Annotated in this window: 17 protein-coding genes and 2 pseudogenes; 8 read left to right on the top strand and 11 right to left on the bottom strand. The window is 63.6% G+C overall.

Annotated elements, in window-relative coordinates; translation table 11 throughout:
• Positions 1–65: 65 nt before the first annotated feature.
• The 3 genes from BLJ79_RS15755 to BLJ79_RS15765 form a co-directional block, all read right to left on the bottom strand.
• The gene (locus BLJ79_RS15755) at positions 66–1,178 is read right to left on the bottom strand and encodes an ImmA/IrrE family metallo-endopeptidase (RefSeq protein WP_071215678.1); all 1,113 of its coding nucleotides are present in this window, start codon (positions 1,176–1,178) and stop codon (positions 66–68) included.
• Positions 1,179–1,732: 554 nt separating this feature from the next.
• Entirely contained in the window at positions 1,733–2,803 is a 1,071-nt protein-coding gene (locus BLJ79_RS15760; protein ID WP_071215679.1) for an IS110 family RNA-guided transposase, read from the bottom strand.
• A gap of 314 nt (positions 2,804–3,117) precedes the next feature.
• Positions 3,118–4,167: a transposase gene (locus BLJ79_RS15765; RefSeq protein WP_071215680.1), complete on the bottom strand. Its 1,050-nt coding sequence runs from the start codon at positions 4,165–4,167 to the stop codon at positions 3,118–3,120.
• 288 nt (positions 4,168–4,455) lie between these two features.
• Between BLJ79_RS15765 and BLJ79_RS22515 the strand changes: the two are divergent.
• Both BLJ79_RS22515 and BLJ79_RS15770 read left to right on the top strand, forming a co-directional pair.
• Positions 4,456–4,656 (top strand): annotated as a pseudogene (locus BLJ79_RS22515) (protein adenylyltransferase SelO family protein); the annotation flags it as partial.
• 127 nt (positions 4,657–4,783) lie between these two features.
• A complete protein-coding gene (locus tag BLJ79_RS15770; protein ID WP_071215681.1) occupies positions 4,784–5,806 on the top strand; it encodes a DUF808 domain-containing protein in 1,023 nt (340 codons plus the stop codon).
• A gap of 204 nt (positions 5,807–6,010) precedes the next feature.
• Here the strand turns inward: BLJ79_RS15770 and BLJ79_RS15775 are convergent, their stop codons facing one another.
• The 6 genes from BLJ79_RS15775 to BLJ79_RS15800 form a co-directional block, all read right to left on the bottom strand.
• Positions 6,011–6,778, bottom strand: coding sequence for an SCO1664 family protein (locus BLJ79_RS15775; protein ID WP_071215682.1), 768 nt, complete (start codon positions 6,776–6,778; stop codon positions 6,011–6,013).
• Positions 6,778–7,338, bottom strand: coding sequence for a DUF3090 domain-containing protein (locus tag BLJ79_RS15780; protein ID WP_071215683.1), 561 nt, complete (start codon positions 7,336–7,338; stop codon positions 6,778–6,780). The genes BLJ79_RS15775 and BLJ79_RS15780 overlap by 1 nt, the downstream gene beginning before the upstream one ends.
• Before the next feature lie 9 nt (positions 7,339–7,347).
• Complete coding sequence (locus BLJ79_RS15785; RefSeq protein WP_071215684.1) at positions 7,348–8,055, bottom strand: MSMEG_4193 family putative phosphomutase; 708 nt, start codon at positions 8,053–8,055, stop codon at positions 7,348–7,350.
• Positions 8,056–8,348: 293 nt separating this feature from the next.
• A complete protein-coding gene (locus tag BLJ79_RS15790) occupies positions 8,349–9,056 on the bottom strand; it encodes an HpcH/HpaI aldolase family protein (protein ID WP_083411358.1) in 708 nt (235 codons plus the stop codon).
• Between the two features lie 420 nt (positions 9,057–9,476).
• A complete protein-coding gene (locus BLJ79_RS15795; RefSeq protein WP_071215686.1) occupies positions 9,477–9,743 on the bottom strand; it encodes a hypothetical protein in 267 nt (88 codons plus the stop codon).
• 592 nt (positions 9,744–10,335) lie between these two features.
• Complete coding sequence (locus BLJ79_RS15800; RefSeq protein ID WP_071215687.1) at positions 10,336–10,998, bottom strand: cyclodeaminase/cyclohydrolase family protein; 663 nt, start codon at positions 10,996–10,998, stop codon at positions 10,336–10,338.
• 343 nt (positions 10,999–11,341) lie between these two features.
• Between BLJ79_RS15800 and BLJ79_RS15805 the strand changes: the two genes are divergently transcribed.
• From BLJ79_RS15805 to BLJ79_RS15815, 3 genes are all read left to right on the top strand, one after another.
• On the top strand, positions 11,342–11,527 hold the full coding sequence (locus BLJ79_RS15805; protein ID WP_071215688.1) for a CsbD family protein: 186 nt from the start codon (positions 11,342–11,344) through the stop codon (positions 11,525–11,527).
• 141 nt (positions 11,528–11,668) lie between these two features.
• Complete coding sequence (locus BLJ79_RS15810; protein WP_071215689.1) at positions 11,669–12,910, top strand: NAD(P)/FAD-dependent oxidoreductase; 1,242 nt, start codon at positions 11,669–11,671, stop codon at positions 12,908–12,910.
• Positions 12,911–13,018: 108 nt separating this feature from the next.
• A complete protein-coding gene (locus BLJ79_RS15815; protein ID WP_071215690.1) occupies positions 13,019–14,110 on the top strand; it encodes a glucose 1-dehydrogenase in 1,092 nt (363 codons plus the stop codon).
• Here the strand turns inward: BLJ79_RS15815 and BLJ79_RS15820 are convergent.
• Positions 14,107–15,411 (bottom strand): cation:proton antiporter, encoded by a 1,305-nt coding sequence (locus tag BLJ79_RS15820; protein ID WP_071215770.1) that lies wholly within the window; start codon positions 15,409–15,411, stop codon positions 14,107–14,109. The two genes, BLJ79_RS15815 and BLJ79_RS15820, sit on opposite strands and share 4 nt — an antisense overlap.
• Positions 15,412–15,848: 437 nt before the next feature.
• On the opposite strand from BLJ79_RS15820, the gene BLJ79_RS15825 reads away from it, so the two are divergent.
• Positions 15,849–17,087 carry a serine hydrolase domain-containing protein gene (locus BLJ79_RS15825; protein WP_071215691.1) on the top strand — a complete coding sequence of 413 codons (1,239 nt, stop codon included), beginning with the start codon at positions 15,849–15,851 and terminating at the stop codon, positions 17,085–17,087.
• A gap of 135 nt (positions 17,088–17,222) precedes the next feature.
• On the opposite strand, the pseudogene BLJ79_RS15830 reads toward BLJ79_RS15825, so the two are convergent.
• Positions 17,223–17,607, bottom strand: a pseudogene (locus BLJ79_RS15830) (type 1 glutamine amidotransferase family protein); the annotation flags it as partial.
• A gap of 387 nt (positions 17,608–17,994) precedes the next feature.
• On the opposite strand from BLJ79_RS15830, the gene BLJ79_RS15835 reads away from it, so the two are divergent.
• Entirely contained in the window at positions 17,995–18,918 is a 924-nt protein-coding gene (locus BLJ79_RS15835) for a polysaccharide deacetylase family protein (protein WP_071215692.1), read from the top strand.
• The gene (locus tag BLJ79_RS15840) at positions 18,915–20,072 is read left to right on the top strand and encodes a C45 family autoproteolytic acyltransferase/hydrolase (RefSeq protein ID WP_071215693.1); all 1,158 of its coding nucleotides are present in this window, start codon (positions 18,915–18,917) and stop codon (positions 20,070–20,072) included. Before BLJ79_RS15835 ends, BLJ79_RS15840 begins: the two co-directional genes overlap by 4 nt.
• The last annotated feature ends 56 nt before the right edge of the window (positions 20,073–20,128 follow it).

The following is a 20,128-nucleotide window of genomic DNA, read 5'->3' on the forward strand; positions in this document are numbered from 1 at the left end:
GGGCAAGAACGAACGGCCTCCTGTCTGGAACGGCCCTCAGCACGATGGTTGGCCGGAATGCTCGTCTATTCGTCACCGTCGTTGATTGCCAGGCGCTTATAGAGGCCGCGCCCATTTTGGTAGGGCCATATTCCGTCATGATGCATCCGACCCACAATGATGCCCGGGCAAACACCTATGGCAGCGGCAAACTCTCTAACTTCTTGAAGCGAACGAAGACTGCCGAGGCGTTTGGCCATTCCCGGCTTGATCAAATAATCGGAAGCAAAGCCATCGGCTTCGGCCTCCAATATCGATCCGCCGTCGCCGTCCTGATTCTGAATGAAAAGTTCGTTGTGAGGATGATGTAAGACATGGCCGAACTCGTGGAACAGCGTAAACCAAAATTTCCCCTCATCATCTCCTCGCGTGGTCAGGGTGATGACTGGATGGCCGCCAATCCACTGGGTCGCCCCATAAGCGCGGATGCCTTTGACTTCGCTCTTGTAGATGAGACGGATCCCAACGTCCCCCAGCATCTGCGGAATGAGTGAACCGTACTCTTCGGGAGATTTAAGTGACAGTGCGCGAATTTCAGGTAGCAACTCGAGGAATGCTTCTCTGTTGTAACGGCTCTCCAACTCGTCTAGGCTGGCGAGCTCGAGCTCAATGAGCCTAAGCCATACCTGCACGGCAGCGGGGTCCACAGGGTGTGCAGCGTCTTGGCGAAATGCGGCTAGTGGCTGGGCTCGCGACTTTAAGCCTTCTAAAGAACCAACTGCGAAGAATCCCATGAGCTGCATGAGTAGAATCCCTGGCCGACGCATAGTCTCCGTGATGATGCCCATCTGTCGGAGTTCCTTGACCGGAAATAGTGCTGCTACGTCCTTCTCGGCCGCGAGTTCGGCTTCAAGACCAAGACGCGCGATATCAGCGCGATACGTTGCTTCGTAACTGAGCCAGATCCTTGCCGGAACGCCAGTGACAAGCTCCAATTTCATGGCGACAGTCTCAGTGAGGCGCGCGCCAGCTATCAACTTACTTACATGCTTTGGCGATACATTTAGTCGGCGTGCCAGCTCGGCCTGCGACATATTGTTTTCTTCGAGCCATTCCTCGATGAATTCACCGGTTGGGACGGCATAGTCGGAATCGGCCGATACATAGTCAGTCACCTTGCCCTCCTCGTTGTTATCCATCGTGGTAATCCTCGATACTTTCAAGCCGAGCAATCAGTCCGTTCGGGCTGCTGCTGTCAAAGGTCACTATTAACCGCCAACCTCCCTGGAGGCTGGCTGCGAACTCGCCCTTACGGTCTCCTTTGAGGGGATGCCAGTTTCCGGGTCCCTGAAAGAGGTCATCGATGGCTATGGCGGACTCGACCTGCTTTATTCGTCGCCTGAGATATTTGACGCAGACATCGCCAAGCACTTTGGTTGCTTCTCGATTATTTGTGCATAGTTTCGCTACTTCGGGCGTCTGATAGAGCAACTTCAAGATAATCCCTCGTTACCTATCAGGTAATAGCATGGCACAATTTTCTGGTTCACACTATACCCTGAGGCCTCGCTGAAGCGTGATGAGGCTGACATGGGATGCTTGGACACCGGTACCCCATTGGCAATTTTGCCCTTCCATAACTTCATCCGGATTCGTCAGCGAGTGCTTGCGGACGTTGAAGTAATGGTTGGTCAGGTCGAGCACCAGACAGAAGGCGAACCTTGGCCACGTCTCACAGACCCTTCTATATCTGTCAAGTGGGACTCGTGGCTGTAGTGCCGGCGTTCAGGATTCGGTAGACCTTTCTGGAGAGGTACCGTTTGATGCACCTGCGGATCTCTTTGGTGGTGCGTCCTTCCTGGGTGCGTTTGTCGGTGTATTTTCTCGTTTCCTCATCATGGGTCATGCGGACCATCGCAACAATGTGCAGGGCCTTGTTCAATTGCCGGTCCCCTCCACGGTTCAGTCGGTGCCTTACGGTATTGCCCGAGGAAGCTGGGATGGGATTCACCCCGGCCAGGGACGCGTAGGCGGCTTCCGAGCGCACCCTGCCGTGGTGGGACCACGTGGTCAGGCAGACCGCTGCGGTGACCGGCCCGAATCCTGTTTCCTCCAACAACGCTGCGGCCTCACTGACAGAGACCAGCTCGGTGATCCGGGTAACGTTGGCTTTCAACTGGTCGTCGAGGTCGATGATGCGTTTGGCCAACCGGATCGCTTCGGCCCGGGCCGTGGCCTCGGCCAAGGCCTCATCGCGTTCACGCCACTTAGAGACCGCGATGATCTTTTCCCCGGTCAATGCCTTGCGGGCGTCTATCCCCAGCTCGGTGATCCGCAGCAGGGCCGTGAGTCCGTTGACTGCGCTGGTGCGTTCTCCGGTCATTGAATCGCGGGCGGTCAGCAGCACCCGCAGAGCGGCGCGGACTCCCTCGTTCAACCGGGGTGTGCGCAGTTGATCGGCAGGCAGTGGCAAGGCGGCGGTGGCGATACGGCGGGCGTCCAGCGGATCGGACTTGCCGACCCCGTGGCGGGCCTTGGCACTCATCCTGGGGGCTTCGGTGACCCGGTATCCGGCAGTGGAGACGGTGCCGGCCAGGACTGCGCCGTAGGAAGCCGTGCCTTCGATGACCCAGAGTGTTTCGGCGTCTCCGCCGGTGCGCTTGCCTGCCCAGGTGATTGCACGGTTGATCCCGGCAACGGTAGTGGGGAAATCGCGGGTATCGAGGTGTTCGCCGGTGGCGGCATTGATGATGGCATAGACATGATTTTTCGCGTGAGTGTCAACCCCCACGACAAACCCGTAGGTTCGCGAGACAATAGACATTGCGGTTCCAAACTCTTCTCTTAGCGGACAGGGGGCGGCGACCGTTTACGGCCGGCACCGGTCCGGGGAGAAGTCACTTCGGAACAATACTGTGATGAGCCACGCCACCACTGGCGGCGGGCAGCCTTCTGATCAAGTTACCGAGGTGGGCCGGGCAGGCGCCGGCCGGCCACCCCATGGTCGGACAAGTCAAGACAAAGACACCTTGCGGGTCAGATCCGGTTTGAGCCACGACCACGGAATGGACGGCTGGCTCCTACTCTGCCAGCTGATCCCAGACCAGCCAGTTCAAGACTCACAGACCCTTCTATGGATCAAGTCAAGAGGGCCGGCAACTTCCTGAAGAGTTGGCGGGCGATGAATCGTTTGATACAGCGGCGGATATCCCGAAGGGTCTTGCCTTCCGCGGTCCGCCGTTCGACGTATGCAATGGTAGCGGGGTCGTAGGTCATTCGGGAGCGGGCAATCGTGTGAATGGCCTTATTGAGCTGCCGGTCGCCGTAACGGTTCAGCCGGTGCCGGGTCTTGTTGCCCGACGAGGCGGGGATCGGATTCACCCCGGCCAGTGCGGCGAAGGCGGCCTCGGAACGGACCCGCCCGTGGTGCGAATAGGAAACCAGTACCTGGGCAGCCGACACCGGCCCGACGCCAAAGAGGTCCAGCAGGCCGGCTGCCATCAGGCCCACGACCTCCTGCAGCTGCTGGTGGTTCGCTTCCAGCTCCGCGTGGAACTGGAGGATGGCGGTGGCCAGCCGCTTGGCCTCGGCGCGGGCGATCCTGGTCGACAGGTCGTCGTCGCGGCAGGCGCGCCAGCGGCTGACCGTCAGGACCTGCCCGTCGGTGAGGGCATGGCGGGCATCGACACCCAGGTCCATGGTCCGCAGCATGGAGGTGAGCATCAGCCGGTCGGCGGTGCCCTGTCGTTCCATGACGGTCCGGGCGTTAAGCAGGATCCGCAGGGCCTCACGGTTGCCCTCGGCACGGGGATCCAGCAGGGCCTCAACCTGTTCGCCGAGCACCGTGCGGGCGGCTGCCAGGGCGTCGATGTCGTCGGATTTGCCGCGTCCCGTGCGTGAGGTCCGGCGCGGCGGGCGCACCTCGCAGAGGTCCATTTTCGTGGTTCGCAGGGCTCGGGTCAGCCCGGAGCCGTAGGAGTTGGCGCCCTCGATGGACACCAGTGTCCGGCCCGGCTGACTGCGCCTGTCTATCCAGGCGATGGCCCGTTTGAGGCCCGGAGGGCTGGTGGGGAACGTGGCGGTATCCACGAGGCCGCCGGTGGCGGCCACCAGGATGGCGTAGGTGTTGGTGCGGGCGTGGGTGTCCACGCCGACGATGTTCGTGTATTTTTCCCGGACTGCGCTCATGGCAGTGGCTTCCTTCCCAAGACGGGATGCTGGTCGGCCAGCCGGGGTGGGATCGCGCCGAGGCAATTCTCTAACGAGTCACATCCTGCGGGGGTTCCACTGGACGGACAACCTTCTATCAGGCCACCGTGCGAGCCAGACTGGCACCCACGGGCCGGGCGGACAAGTCATGAGAAAGACACTGCCCGTGGCAGGTCAGAAAAGTTCCGAGTCACGCCCGGCCCATGTGGACCAAGTCTGGCAGCCAGCCGCAGGCTTGCCACTATCCATTAGAGAAAAGGCCGGACTAGGCGGGGTGACGGCCGGGCGCTCCTGCTCGGCGAGATTGCCGATGCCGAGGGCCGTCTTCGGGACATCCAGCTCAAGGGCTCGGGGCGAACGCCGTTTGCCCGCGGCGGCGACGGATTTGCCACGGTCGGTCCGATGCTCCGTCAATACCTGGTCAGCGAGGCGATGCACGCCCTGGGCATTCCCACCATGCGCTCCCTGCAGTGCCGCACCCGTTTCCCCCGTCGCTGCCCGACTCGCCCGCATATACTCGGAACATGCCAAATATGCGCCTTGACCGAGCCTTCCACGACCAGTCGTCCGCCCTCGAGCAGCACCGGGGCGCTCTGTGAGCGGCGGCCTCGTCGCCCTGCTGGACGATGTCGCGGCCCTGGCCCGCATCGCGGCCGCCTCGGTGGACGACGTCGCCGCCGGAGCCGCGAAGGCGGGAGCCAAGGCCGCCGGGGTGGTCATCGACGATGCCGCCGTCACCCCGCAGTACGTTTCCGGTGCCGACCCCTCCCGTGAACTGCCCATGATCAAGAAGATCTTTTGGGGTTCACTGCGCAACAAGCTGCTGGTCATCCTGCCGGCGCTGTTGCTGGTCAGCGCATTCCTCCCGGGGATCATTCCGTTCATCCTCATGGCCGGTGGCACCTACCTCTGCTACGAGGGCGCCGAAAAGGTGTGGCACAAGCTCCGCGGACACCATGAGGCGGAAAAGTCCCCGGCGGTCGACCGCGGCCCGTTGGCGGAGGCCAAGGTCATCAAGGGCGCCATCACGACCGACTTCATCCTCTCCTGCGAGATCATGGTGATCTCCATGAACGAGGTGGCCACCGAGTCACTGCTCTCGCGGGCCATCATCCTTATCGTCGTGGCGCTCGCCATCACGGTGCTCGTGTACGGGGCCGTGGGGCTGATTGTGAAGATGGACGACATCGGCCTGCACCTGGCCACCAAGGACTCCGCGGGCGCAAAGCGCTTCGGCGAGGCGCTTGTCAAGGGCATGCCCGCCGTGCTGGCCGCAATCACCTTTGTCGGGACGATCGCCATGTTGTGGGTGGGTGGCCACATCATGCTGCAGGGTGCCTACGACCTCGGGTGGCATGCACCCTACGACCTGGTCCATGTCCTGGAGAAGCCTTTCGCTTCGATCCCCGCGGTGGGCGGCTTCCTGGCCTGGCTCGTGAACACCCTGTGCTCGGCCATCCTCGGAATCATCTGGGGCAGCGTCGTCATGGCCATTGTGCACCCGCTGCTCAAGGCGCTGCCGTTCGGCAAGGCGAAGGGCGGACACGAGGAAGGCGACCTCAGGGCGGAAATCGCCGGGTACCGGCCCGGGAAGGCCAACGTCGATCCCGCCCCGTGACCGGGGTGCCAAGGATGGTCTGCAGGCCGCACAGGGGACGCATTCCTGTGTCCTGCGCCGCAGGGGATCACATCGGGGGAGTTGCGCTGCCTGTCGGTGTGGCCTTCGATGGCGGATTTCCCTGCCTGTAGGGATCTAGATGCTTCCCACCTGCGGCGTCCGTAGGACGACAGGTGCTTGGTCCCGCCGGCAACTGTTCTTTCCCTAGAACAGCGGCCAGGGCACCGCCGGCATCCCACCGCTCGGAGCCGGAAACCGCCGGGCCAAGCTCAACCGCGTGCAACGTGCGCCGAGCGCGGAGATTTCCTCGGCGGTGAGCAAGGGCGCCAGGTCGCGTCCAAGCTGGCCGTCCAGTCCTTGGATGATACGGTCCACTCCGTCGAGTTCCCCGGCGCTCAGGGAGGCTCCACTCCAACCCCACAGCACCGTCCGCAGCTTGTGGTCACTGTGAAAAGTGAGCCCATGGTCCACGCCGTATCGGTGTCCGTCCCCCATGGCAAGAACGTGGTTGCCTTTGCGGTCGGCATTGTTGATGACCACGTCGAAGACGGCCATGCGCCTGAGCGCCTGCGAGTCTTCATGGACGAGGGCGACCCTCCGCCCCTCCTCGTCCCGGCCCTCAAGGACATGTTTCCAGCCACTGTTCGGCACGTCGTCCGCAACCACCAGGTCCACGGCATTCTGGGCGGGATCTTGCTCCTGCCAGAGCTGCACCATTCCTTCACCCAGCGGGCCGTCGCGCAGCCAGGTGTGCGGCACGACGTTCCAGCCCAGGGCCTGCGAGACCAGGTAGGCTGCCAGCTCCCGGTGGGCCAGGGCGCCGTGGGGAAAATCCCACAGCGGCTGTTCACCTGCCATTGGCTTGTAGACGACCACCGCGTCGCCGATGCTGCCCAGGAAGGTGGCATTTGAAGCCGTGGTGATGCGGCCGGTGAGCGTCAGCTCGGCGGTTGTCAGGTCGGGTGCCGGCATCAGTTCTCGGGAAGGGTGCAGGTGTGTCCGTCGGCGTCCATGGGGTAGCCGCAGAGCAGGCACATCGGACGCCCGGCAGCCACGATCTCGCGGGTGCGCTTGGCGAATGCCCGGGCGGAGCCCACCGGCATGCTCACCAGCAGCATTTCGTCCGCGTCGGGGTCAATTCCCTCGGGCGATTCGACGTCTTCGTCATCGTTGTCATCGACATCGGTGATCGGGTAGGCCTTGATGACGACCTGGGCCGTCGTGGGGTCCCAACCCAGGCCCATGGCCCCGGTGCGAAACTGTTCCTGGACGGCCTCGAGCTGGTCGTTGTCGACCAGTTCAATGGGAGTGCTCCCGGGAACGCTGAAGGGGTTGCCCTCGAGGGCCATCAGCTGGTCGAGGATTTCATCGACCTTCTCGGCAAGCAGGGCCGCCTGCTGCTTCTCAAAGGCGATACTGACGATCTGCCGCCCCGCCCGCACCTGCAGGTAGAACGTGCGCGACCCCGGCAGGCCCATGGTGCCGACAATGACCCGATCAGGCCAGATGAATTCGTGAACACGTGTAGGCATGTAACCATCTTAGGCTCCGGAGGTTCGTGGCGCCTCCTGCCCTGCCCCGCCGCCCACCGGTGCGTCGCCGAGTGGGGTGCTGTTCGCCAGCCACGAAAGATCCCCGGCGTCGGTGTTGGTCGCGTGGACGGTCGGCCGGGTGGCGCCATAGCGCACGATGGACACGGAGGCGGGGCCCACATTGATGCGCTGGAACAGGTCGAGGTGCATGCCAAGTGCGTCGGCGAGGATGGCCTTGATGAGGTCCCCGTGGGTCACCGCAGCCCATACTGCCCCTGGCCCGTGCTCCGCTTCGAAGGCTGCATCGTGGCGTCGAATCGCTGCCACCGACCGGGCCTGCATTGCGGCCAATGATTCACCGCCGGGAAAGGTGACGGCCGAGGGTTGCGACTGCACCACGGACCATAGCTTCTCGGTCGCGAGATCTTCGAGCGTGCGGCCCTGCCACTGGCCGTAATCGCACTCGATGAGATCCGGTTCGATCGGCGCGTACGGGATGCCGGCCTGGCGTTCGAGGAGGAACCGGGCGGTCTCCCGGCAACGCTCCAGGGGGCTGGACACCACCGCGACCAGGGGCACGGCCGCGAGCCGGTCTCCGGCCCGAGCTGCCTGGTCGATCCCGATTTGGTCCAGACTGATGCCCGCTGCCCTACCGGCCAGCAGCCCAGCGGCATTGGCATTGGTGCGGCCGTGCCGCACGAGAATAACTGTCGCCATCCATCCAGCATAGCCATCCGCTCGACGGCCTTGTCCATCCGGGACATGAGAACCAGTCGAGAGCGGTCCGTTGTCATCTAAGTTGAACAACGAAAAGCCCGAAATCTAGGGTTTTGATTCAACTGTAATGACACGATTTTGGCCACTTTGGTCACTTCAATTGAATCAAATCTTTAAATCTTGCCTGCCCTCGCGCTCAAACCGCAAATTGCGATCTTTGGAATCCGACTGTCCCGTCATGACGAACGCTGAGCGGGTCAGCGGAACCGGAATCCCGCCCCTCAACGGCAGAATCAGCCATCCAGGGCTTGTGCGGCACCGGCCTTCAGGAGCCCCATATCCGTATCGGTGGCCACCCAGTCGTAGCCGAGTGCTTCGAAGGCGCTGGCCCTGACTGACGAGCCGGCGAAAGCGCCTACTTCAATATGGTGGTCATGGCACGCTTTTGCTATGTATCCAAGGGGGGAGTCCTTGGCGGCGAGCAACGAATCCACGTCCGTTCCAAGGCTCATTGCCAAGTCGACTGGGCCCACGAATATGGAGTCGATGCCCGAGGTACCAACGATTGCGTCCAGGTTTTCCAGTCCTTCGGCGGATTCAATCATCGCCGACAGGTGAATTCGAGAGTTCGCTTCTTGGGGGTTAATCACGGGCGCCCCGAACAGCGCACTCATCGGTCCCCAGCTTCTCCCGCCCTGTGGAGCGTACCTTGCCGCGTGGGCTACCTCTTGGGCTTCTTCGGCCGTATTGATCATGGGGACCATGATGTGGGTGGCACCTGCATCGAGAGCAAACCCGATATCTGCGTAGCTTCCGCTTCGAAGCCGCACGGCGATGTTGCCACTTGGCGCGGCAGCAAGAGCGGAAATTATTTGGGGTTCACTCCACAGGCCATGCTGCATGTCCAACCCGTGCCAACCGAAACCCATCTTTGAGGTTGTTGCCAGAATTGCCGGTGAGTCAAGAAAATGCCACAGTCCACGGCCTGAATACCTTGCCAAGTTGTCCTCCTAGAATACTGCCCATCGAACAGCGGACAGTCCATGGAAAATTTACATCTTTTCCGTGGGCAAGACGATTCAGCAGGGGTTGCGCGCTTCATCCTTTCGGCATTCATGTCGGGCATCTTCAAGGATCCTGCATTGGGTTGAAATTCAAAGACGTATCGCAGGGCCCCGTCCCTTAAGCCGGTCCTCAAACGGACAAACCAATCGTTGACCAGTGTCTTTGTGACCGCAAGATTTCTGGCGTCCCGTAAATGACAATGGGGCGAGAATGCATCACCAGTAACAAAGATGCGTCAACTGTGGTGACAAGAATCAGCGCAATGCTTCACCTGTAGCGACAAAAATAGGCAGGATGCGTCAACTGAAATGCCATCTGACGGCCTAATGCGTCAATTTAGTTGAGAATGCTTCAACTTAGATGACAAAGGACAAGAGCGGTTCAACGCGCCTTGCCGCCGGCAGACGGGTTCCGCGCAGCCTGACCATTTGTTGCACCAGCTTCGATTCCGGTGCCGCCAGATGCCGAGCGAAGTTGGGCGGTGCGGCTCCGGCTCGTTCCAGCGACTTGTTCATTGGCACGTTGCTGGACCACCGGTGTTCCGCGGCTGCTCCGGCGTGCCATTCCCGGGAATCCAGCGGGAGGTTCTTGTCCAGCAGGACCTGGATGTGGCGCCCCGGCAAATGTCCCACAGCCTGTGGGGAATTTGGCCGCCGGGCGGTCCACGCGGCTGCGAACGTGCGCAGGCAATGCAGGTTCGGTGCGCGACAGGCCGGTCATTTCGAGGAATTCCCGGCGCAGCTCCGCCGCCAGCCGGGAGATGACCGTGCTTTGCAGGCCATCGCGTTTCTGTTCGTTCAGGATCCGGGTCCGGTATTCCAGTACAAGTCAATGAGGGCGCTGTTCAGGACCAGTGGGGCCCGTACCCGGGCCGCGGACATGGTCCTTCACATCGGAGAGGAATGGGGTGTAGGTGTCGGGAAAGACGGGATCGTTTGTTGGCATGGGTACCCGCCTATTGCCGCTCCGGAACCCGGTGGGTGCAGCCCGGGGCCTGCTGTGGAAGACCCCGTTGTTCTTCGGTGAGCCAACCGGCATCGGCCCGACCCCGATGGTGCGCTTGGAACTCGCAGCGGTGCCCACGCGGGGTGGGCCCGCCATGCAGGCGAACTACGACCGTGCCCGCGGTCGGTATGCCTGATGGCGATGCCAGAGCCGAACCACCAACCATTTTCACACGCGCCCACGTGGGGCGCTCGCGTTTTTCGCCCTGCCCTATGGGGCAGCGTCGGTGGGAGCGGCTCGATGGTCGATCTCAGCCGTGAGGCTGTCTATGCGCTCCAGGGCGGCATTGAGGTCCGTGACCGTGGCCCAGAGATCCGGGTGTTGCTCGCGGATCTCTTCCATGGTGCTGCCATGGGAGGTGAGCGCGGCGAGGTCGAAACTGACGTTGGTGCGCGCCCCAGCGACCGTCGCCCTGAGGGAGCCGAACGCGACCACGACATCGGCGATGAGTGCCCGATTGCCGTGAACCGCGAGCCATGCCAATGCGTCGATGGCCTCGATGGCCCGCTGGCCCAACACTGCCGACGACTTCGCGGCATCCACGGAAGCTCGGGTCACGGCCTCATCACGCTCGGCTCCCGGTTCCAACCGGAACGCGGCACCGAAGGCCAAGGAAGCGGATGCGTCTTGGTCGGCCAGCCGCAGGGCCTCCTCGCGGAGTGCCTGGGCACGCTCCCGCACGCGGGAGAGTTCCGCCCGCAGGTCTTCCTCGGGTTCCGTGTAGCCGGCAACCATCGACGCCAGGGACGCGGCGACTGCCAGCATCAGCCCCGTCCCGGCCCCGCCGCCCGGTGAACCCGTCGATTGCGCCAGCGCGCGGGTCCAGTCCTCAACCGTCGAGTTCTGGGTGGTCACCGAGTCCGTTTCATCCATGGCACCCAGTGTGCCGCAAAGCGGTCGACTTTGTGCAGGGGAAGTTGAACCGGACAGCCACGTGGTTGCCGGCCATCGGCAGGCCGTCCATCATTCCGGGCGCCCCGAAGGCATCGCGTCCGTCTGTTTGCCCCGGATTCATCGCGTGGAAGCCCGTGCAATCGTCCGCCGGGACGGCCCGGCGCCCCGGCGGACGATKGCACGGGCGAGGCGACCGGCGGCACGCATGCAAAACTGTTGCCACCGGGCTTTCGATCAAATAGTTTGGATGTTCCCAGCGCTGGCCCGCATGCGGGCCAGCTGCCGGGATTGTTCCCGTTTCGTCTACCGAAGGAGGACCCCGATGGGTCTCGACGACAAGATTGGCAACAAAGCGCAGGAAGCCGCCGGCAAGGTCAAGGAAGGCGTCGGAGACGCCACCGACAACGAAAAGCTGCAGGCGGAAGGCGCCAAGGACCAAGCAGCAGCCAAGGCCAAGCAGGCCGGGGAACACCTCAAGGATGCTGCCAAGGATGTAACCGGCCACTAGGGCCGCTGCGGCCACTGGCGAAAATGCTCCCCGTTCCGGGTTCCGCGCTCATCGGGAACCTCTGGACGGGGAGCATTTACGTTCCCGGGCTGGGCCGGAATGTACCTGTTACGCGGACGTGTCCGAGGGTATGGTGCTCGTATGGACGACATTTACCAGGTCATCGTGGTTGGCGGCGGATTTGCCGGCATGGCCGCGGCCCGGGAGCTGGGCCGCAAGCGGATTTCAGTGCTCCTCGTCGACGCGAACAACTACCACCAGTTTCAGCCGCTGCTCTACCAGGTGGCGGCATCGCAAATAGGGGTCTCGGCAGTGGCCCGGCCGCTGCGTTCGGTATTCCGCCGCATCAGGGACGTGCGGGTGCTCACCGCCGAAGCCACGTCGATCGACGCTGCCGCCCACACCGTCACCACCGCGGACGGCACCCGGTACCAGGGACGGATCCTTGTCATTGCCGCCGGCGCCGTCCCGAACTTCTTCAACACCCCCGGAGCCCAGGAGCACGCCTACCCGCTGTACTCGCTCGACGATGCCGTACGCCTGAGCACCGCTCTCACCCGGACGCTGGAAACTGCCGAGCGGGAAGGTTCCGGCGCCACGGACGTCGTCATCGTCGGTGGAGGGCCGACGGGGGTGGAGACCGCAGGAGCGCTGGCCGAGAACATCAAGTACATCGTGCCGAAATATTTCTCGCCGGCCCTTGCCGACCGGTGCCGGGTCCATCTCGTGGACATGGTGCCCAACGTGCTCAACGCCTTTTCCCCGAAATCCCAGGCCTACGCCCGGGCCCGGCTTGGGAAGCTCGGGGTGCAGCTGCACATGGGCCAGAGCGTGGGCGAGGTCCGTCCCGACGGGGTGGCGCTGTCCGACGGAACCGACATCCCCGCGCGGATCACGGTGTGGGCCGGTGGCCTGCAGGCCGGGAAGATCATTGCCGAGTCGGGCCTGGCGCAGGGCAAGGGCGGGCGCATCGACGTCACCCCCGAGTTGCGGGCACCGGGCGTCGAGGGGATCTACGTGCTGGGGGACTCGGCCAACATCACCGATGACACCGGAGCCAAGCTGCCCCAGCTCGGATCCGTCGCCCAGCAATCGGGCAAGTGGGCGGCTCGCAACATCCATGCCGACCTCACCGGCGGCACCCGCCAGCCGTTCAGGTACAGCGACAAGGGATACATGGCGATGGTGGGCCGCGGCGCGGCGGTGGCCGAGCTCGGGCGCAAGCGCATCCAGGTGCAGGGGCCGCCGGCCTTCGCCTCATGGCTGGTTGTGCACCTGGCGCTGCTCCCGGGCGTGCGCCAAAGGATCCGTGCATTGTCGTCCTGGGCCGCCGGCTACCTGACGCACAGCCCGACGCAGGTGTTCGTGGCCAAGCCGGACTAGCGGCAGCGCCGGGGGAGCGGCATCGGACCGGTGCAAGCACCACCATTGCCTTGCCCGCCGCTGCGCGCGACGCTGGCCAAGGAAGAAAAGTCTGCTTCAGGAGTGCTCATGCAGGCCCTGACTCTCATCCCGGGCGTGAAGGATTCATTGGCGCTGCGCAAGATCCCGGAGCCGGGCCCGGACCAAGGCTCCGTGCTGGTGGAAGCACTGGCCGTGGGGCTGTGCGGGACCGATGCGGAAATCACCGCGGGCAACTATGGCCAGCCGCCTCCGGGCCACAAACAGCTGGTGCTGGGACACGAGAACCTGGGCAGGGTCCTGGAAGCGCCTCCGGGATCCGGCGTGGCTCCCGGAGACCTGGTGGTGGGCATCGTGCGACGGCCGGACCCACACCCTTGCCCGGCTTGTGCCGCCGGTGAATGGGATATGTGCCTCAACGGCAAGTACACCGAGCATGGGATCAAGCAACTGGACGGCTTTGCCCGGGGACGCTGGCGGGGCGAGCCAAAGGACATGGTGAAGCTGGGGCCGGGGCTGGCGGTTGTCGGCGTGCTGCTGGAACTCACCACCATCGTGGCCAAGGCCTGGGAACAGATCATGCGCATCGGAGCGCGCGCTTTCTTCGACCCCCACGTAGCGGTGGTCACCGGAGCCGGCCCGGTCGGCCTGCTCGCGGCATTGCTCGGGGTCCGCCGGGGGTTGGAGGTCCATGTCTTTGACATCGTTTCCGATGGACCGAAACCGGGATTGGTTCGTGGCTTGGGTGCGACCTACCATAGCGGAACCCTGCCCGAGTCCGGGATCAGTGCCGAGATCCTGGTCGAATGCACGGGGATCACCGACGTGGTACTCGACGTCCTGGGCCGCCGGGCGCCCGATGCCATTACCTGCCTGACCGGGGTGTCGGGCACCGGGAAGGAAACGGAAGTGGAGGTCGGTGCCCTGAACCGGCAGGCAGTGCTGGGCAACGGGGTCACGTTCGGAAGCGTCAATGCCAACCGCCGGCACTTAGATGCCGCGGCTTGCGCGCTGGCCGCTGCCGACCCCGCCTGGCGGGGCCGGCTGTTTTCCCGCCGGGTGCAGCTGGAAAACTTTGCCGATGCCTTCAAGCGCCACCCGGACGACGTCAAGGTCGTGCTGGAGATCGGGTCGGGACGGGCCGCGGGCAAGGACCGGGCCGCGGGGCGGCAGGACCGCTAAACGGTTGGGGTGGGAGCCTGGCCCTCGTCCCCGAAGCGCTGGCGCAAGCGGCGGTTGCGAAGCCGGTCCAGCCGGTTCATGGCCGGGCCGGCGGAAACCCCGTGCACGAGAATGGAAAGCGCCACGACCAGCCCGATGAAGGCCCACAGCTCCTCGGCCTGGCCACCGAAGTCCCCTTCGGCCAGCGCATATCCGAGGTAGTACAGGGAGCCGATGCCGCGCACCCCGAAAAATGACAGCGCGATGCGGTCCCGGGGACCGGTCCCGCCCCCGGCAAGGCCGATGAGGCCCGCCGCCGGCCGGACCACCAAGAGGAAGGCCAATGCCACCAGCACTTCCCTCCAACCGATTCCGTGCAGCAGCCCGCGCGCGATGGCGCCCCCGAGCAGCACCAGGACGATGACCGTCAGCAGCCGTTCCAGCTGATCGACGTAGTTGTGCAACACCCGGTGGTAACCGTGGGTGTGCTCCACGGCCCGGATGGTGACCGCACAGATGAAGACGGCAATGAAACCGTAGCCTTCAACCATCCCGGTCACCCCGTAGGCCAGGAAGACGGCAGCCAGCGCCACGAACCCTTCGGAATGCTCGGCCAGCCGGATGCTTCCATGCTTGGCCGAGAAGAAGATCCGCGCCAGCAGTTTCCCGGTCCCGAAGCCCAGCATCACCCCGATCCCGATCCGCCACAGCACGTCCACGGCAAACCACTGCGGAAACCATTGCGCCGGCGACGCACCGAGGACGCTGAGGGAAATGGCCAGATACACGAAGGAGAATGCCAGCCCGTCATTCAGCCCTGCCTCGGAGGTGAGCCCGAAACGAACCTCGTCTTCCCGCTCGGCGCCGGCCTCGTCGTCCGCCGGTTCCCCGACCTGCACCTCGGACGCCAGGACCGGATCGGTGGGGGCAATAACAGCGGCAACCAAGACGGCGGCGGCCAGCCCGAGTCCCAGGCCCCACAGCCCCAAAAGGGCCAGACCCACCATGGACAGCGGCATCACCACACCGAGCATCCGCCAGGTCGTGGCCCACCGCTTCCACCCCGGCGGACGATCGATGGCCAGGCCCGCGCCCATCAGCGAGACGATGACGCAGACCTCGGCCAGATGGGTGGTGAAATCCGCGTACCTGACCGGATCGGGGTCCGGCAGGTCCACCAGCAGGGTGAAGGCGGCCATCCCCGCGCCCAGGAAGACCAGCGGCATGGACACCGGGACGTTGCGCAACAGTCGCGGCAGCACCGCCGCGGCGAACACGGCCACGCCTGCGGCGGCAAAGACAATGCTGGGAGCTTCAAACACCACGGGCCCTTCGCCTTGGCCACATCCTCGGGGCAGTTACTGGAACAAGTATCATTCAATCCCAGCCGCAAACGGTAGGGTCGCCCGGGATTTTCCGAGGGGAACACCGTGTCACGCTCAGGGGCGACACTGGACCCGGTACGCGAAGGATCACCTGGACAGGGAGTATCCGTCTGGAGCCGTGTTTCCGCCCCACGAAGCGGGCAGCGACATGGGCAGGGATCGAGGAAGTCCCTGCGGATGGAACACCGATCAGGACGTGCGCCCCGGGAGCCCCGCCCCTTGGTGTGCCGGAGGGCATGGGTGCCCGGGGAGGAGGCCGGTCCGATCTCGGCAAGAGGCGCGCAGTGAACGCCACGGGCATGAATCGGGACGGGATGGTTACCGGGTGGTAATGTCCCTATATTCAATGGCGCAGCAACGGACAAGGAACCCTCATGGACGACACACACCTGGACCACATTCCCGCAGGAGTGGACATGACCAGCTGGAAGCTTCCCGAGAACCTGCGCTGGTCCTTCCAACACATGGCCGACTTCCTGCCCACCGCGGTGATATCACGGGGTGAAGGGCCGGCGGCGCAGCTTCCGGCCGCCCACCGTGACCTGGATTCGGTGATGTTGGCCCCGGTCGTCGCCGGGGAAACGCCGGTGAGCGTGGGTTCGGTCATGGGCACGACCGAAACCGACGGGTGGATGTTCATGCATCGCGGCACGGTGCTGACCGAACAGTACTTCGGGGAGATGACGGCCGGCACCCCGCACCTGCTGATGTCCATGAGCAAGTCGTTGGTCGGCACGGTGGCGGGGGCCCTGTGCGATGCCGGGGTGCTCGATGACGGCGCGCAATTGACCGATTACCTGCCGGAGCTCGCCGAGACGGGCTATGCCGGGGCCACGGTGCGCCAGTTGCTCGACATGCGCTCGGGCATAGATTTCTCCGAGAACTATCTGGACCCGAGCTCGGGGGTGCGGATGATGGAGCAGGCCATCGGATGGTCTTCCCTAAGTGCTCCCGGGCCCACGGGCGTGTACCCGTTCCTGCGTACCTTGGTGCGCAAGACCGCCCACGGCGGGGTATTCGAGTACCGCTCCTGCGAGACCGACATGCTCGGCTGGATCTGCGAGGCTGCGTCCGAGAAGCCCATGGCCACGTTGATGACCGAGTTGGTATGGGGCAAGCTGGGCGCCGAATCGGATGCCACCATGGGCATCGACCAGTTCGGCACAGGGATATTTGATGGCGGGATCAACGCCACGATGCGCGACATGGCCCGTTTCGGGTCCCTCTTCCTGAACGAGGGTCTCTCGCCGAACGGCGAACGGGTGCTCTCCACCGAATGGATCGCCCGGACGCTGGCCGGGGCACCGGACTCCCGCGATGCCTTTGCCGACAGCCCCGTGGACAACCTGATGCCCGGCGGGATGTACCGGAACCAGATGTGGTTCCCGTACCCCGGCGACGATGTTGTGCTGTGCCTGGGCATCCACGGGCAGATGGTCTACATCAACCGTCCCGCCGAAGTCGTGGCGGTGAAAATGTCCAGCTGGCCGATGCCGCAGGACCCCGCCAGGCTCTTCCCCACACTGCGCGCCTTCGACGCCATCGCCGCGGCCCTCTTGGTGGAGGCCAACAGTGCATCACCGGCGGCGGTGGAACCCGCCGCAGCCGGCTGACAAAACCTGACGCGGCTGGAAGCATCGGCAATCCGTGCCGCCGCACTCAGCCCGGCGACGTACTGGCATGTTCGAAACGAAGGCCGGTGGCCGCCCCTCGCAGGGGCGGCCACCGGTTTCAGCGAGCTGCCGTCGTTAGTGCTCGTGGTGTTCGTCGGCAGCCTTCTTGGCGGCCTTTTCGGCGTCCTTGCTCGGCGCGCAGCGCGTCGGCCTCGTCGTGTTCCTCGGCCTTCTCCTGGTGGATGACCTCAGCCAGGAGCTTCTCCATTTCCTTGGCCACGCGGGCCGCGGAAGCCGGGTTCTGGCCGGTCACCAGTCGTTCGTCCACCACGACGTTCTCCGTGAAGTTCTCCGCCGGCACGTGGGTGGCGCCCTGCTCCTCGAGCCGGTCCGCCAGGAGGAACGGGACGACCTTCTCCTTACCCACGGCAACTTCCTCCTCGTTGGTGAAGGCAGCACCCCTCCGGCCCTCGACGAGGCGGAACCCGTTGTCCAGTTCCACGTTCACCCGTTGGCACGGCGGCGTATTGGTAGGTTTCAACTCGATGAAAGTTGCCGTGACGGAGCCCGGTTGGAAGAGGGCGGACCTCGACCCTGCGAGAAAATGTCATGGCGAGTCTGCATTCTCAGCCACCCTGTTTGTTGCCTGTGAATTCATGCATGACGTCGCATGATTGGCACACTATTCGGGATGTGAGCGATGGATATATATTGGCTCGGCCATTTTGAGTAACCGTCGTGGTTTTGATGCACATCATCACGCCGCTACCCGCTTTGGAATCTCGACGTGAACCGGGGGATACGTCATTTGACCCATGACACAAGGCAATGTGCCCGGCAGACTGTATCTTCACGCAACTACCATGGCATTCCCATTCCCAGCGGGATGCCACACGAGTGAGGATACATGATGGTTTTGTGGCCGCAGGACAAGGATTTCGGCGCAAGCATTACCTTTGATTTTGACGCCGAAGAGGTTTGGATCGGAGAGAACCCCGCGAATGCCAACCGTCCCGGAGTGCTTTCGCAGGGAGCCTATGGTCCGCGTGTGGGAGTGCCGTTGATCCTGGATCTGTTGGCTAAGCACGACGTGAAGGCAACCTTTTTCATTTGCGGCAAGGATGCCCTGCGCCATCCCGAGTCCGTTAGGGCGATCTTGGCCAGGGGCCACGAAGTCGCTCACCACGGGCACTCACACACGAACCCCACTACGCTCAGTCCCGCGGCAGAGCGCGCGGAATTGTACGACGGGCTGGCCGTGTTGCGGGACTTAGGTGCCGAGGTGACGGGATATCGGTCCCCCTCATGGGATTTCACGGACCAGACCCTTGATCTGCTTCAGGAAGCGAACTTCACATACAGTTCCAACATGCTCAACGACATCCGCCCTTACCGCTACGAGAGCCACGATATCGTAGAGGTCCCCGTGTCGTGGATACTGGACGATGCCCCGCATTTTTGGTTCGCCAATGACACCTGGGAAAAGACCATTCGCTCCACCCGCGAGGTACTCGAGGTGTGGCAGCCAGAGATTGAGGGCATTGCGGCACTGGGCGGACACGTCATGCTGACTTTCCACCCGATGATTTCCGGGCGCCCCTCGCGCCTGGCCATGCTCGAAAAGATCATCGTGGGACTAAAGGGGGCCGGCGCGTGGATTGGCACGGTACGGCAGACCGCCGAGCTGCTGGATGAAGACTCTCCGACCGGGACACTGTCCGCGGCCGAGGCCCCGACTTCGTTGCCCGCCCATTTGCTCCAGGCACCGGTGGACGAACCACATTTGGGCATCGCGGAGGTCGCTCTGGCAGGACGGATCGGCCAGGCATGAAAACTGCAGGCTACCCGCGTATCCGGGTCAGTGGCGGCCCGTTTGAGCGCGGCGAGCAATACGGTTCCCTGGCCCGCCCGCAGGTGCACCATGCCCGCAACGGCTACGAGCGCTCCTTCGCCAGCAAGGGCGTGCCCTGGGCAGAAGCCGTCATCCATGCCCAGGGGTACGCTGAATCCATCCAGCGTTTCTTTCCGGATATCTGGGAAGAAATGCGCGGAATCGCCATGGGCGCGAACCTGCCGTTCGAAGACATACTGGCGATGAATTGCCGCACCGAGATCCTCTGGCGAGCATTGGTCTCCTCGCACCAGATGGCGACGGGTCGGGCCGCCTCGTTGCGCGGCGTCGGGGAGTGCTCCTCCTTTGCGATCGCCCCGACGCACACGGCACTGGGCCACACTCTGATGGGCCAGAACTGGGATTGGCTTGTGCATGGGTTCGATTCGGTTATCCTTCTGGAGGTTGAACGCGAGGATGGACCGAACTACGTCACCATCGTGGAAGCCGGGTTGCTGGCCAAGACGGTGATGAACGAGCACGGCATCGGCCTGGCAGTAAACACGCTTGTGACGAGCACTGACGGATCAACACCGGGTGTCCCGTTCCACGTGTTGCTGCGGGCGCTTGCAGATTGCGAACGAGTCTTTGATGCGGTGGAATTGCTGGCCTCCCATCCTAGGGCTTCCTCCGGAAACTACGTGCTGGGAGCCGCGGACGGGGCAATTCTGAATATTGAGACGGGGCCGGGGGACGCACGTAACATCAACATCCAGATTGCCAAACATGGCAAGACCTTCCACACCAACCACTTTTTGTATTCAGTGCAGGGCGGTTTCGACCTGGCTCCCGTGGCCATGTCGGATTCCTATGTGCGCCTGTCCCGGTTGCGCGAGTTGGTCGGCATCAAGGCACAGGCTGTCACCGTCGCTGCCCTGGACCAGGCCCTGCGCGATCACACGGACGCCCCGGGTTCGATTTGCTGCCATCCCGATGGCCGATCGGATCCTGCGGCGCAGTGGTCGACGGTCATGTCTGTCGTCATGGATCTGGAAAACCGGGTGCTGCATCTGGCAGAAGGCAACCCCTGCCTGGCGCCTAGAAATGCTGTCGATTATGCCGAGTTTTTACAGCCAAACCTTGTGAAGGCATAATCGTTCGCCTTCCCGTATCGCGTTTCCACTCACGCCCGCGGGAGTCGCAGATCCTT

This window comes from Arthrobacter sp. UCD-GKA (assembly GCF_001863355.1).
GTDB lineage: Bacteria > Actinomycetota > Actinomycetes > Actinomycetales > Micrococcaceae > Paeniglutamicibacter.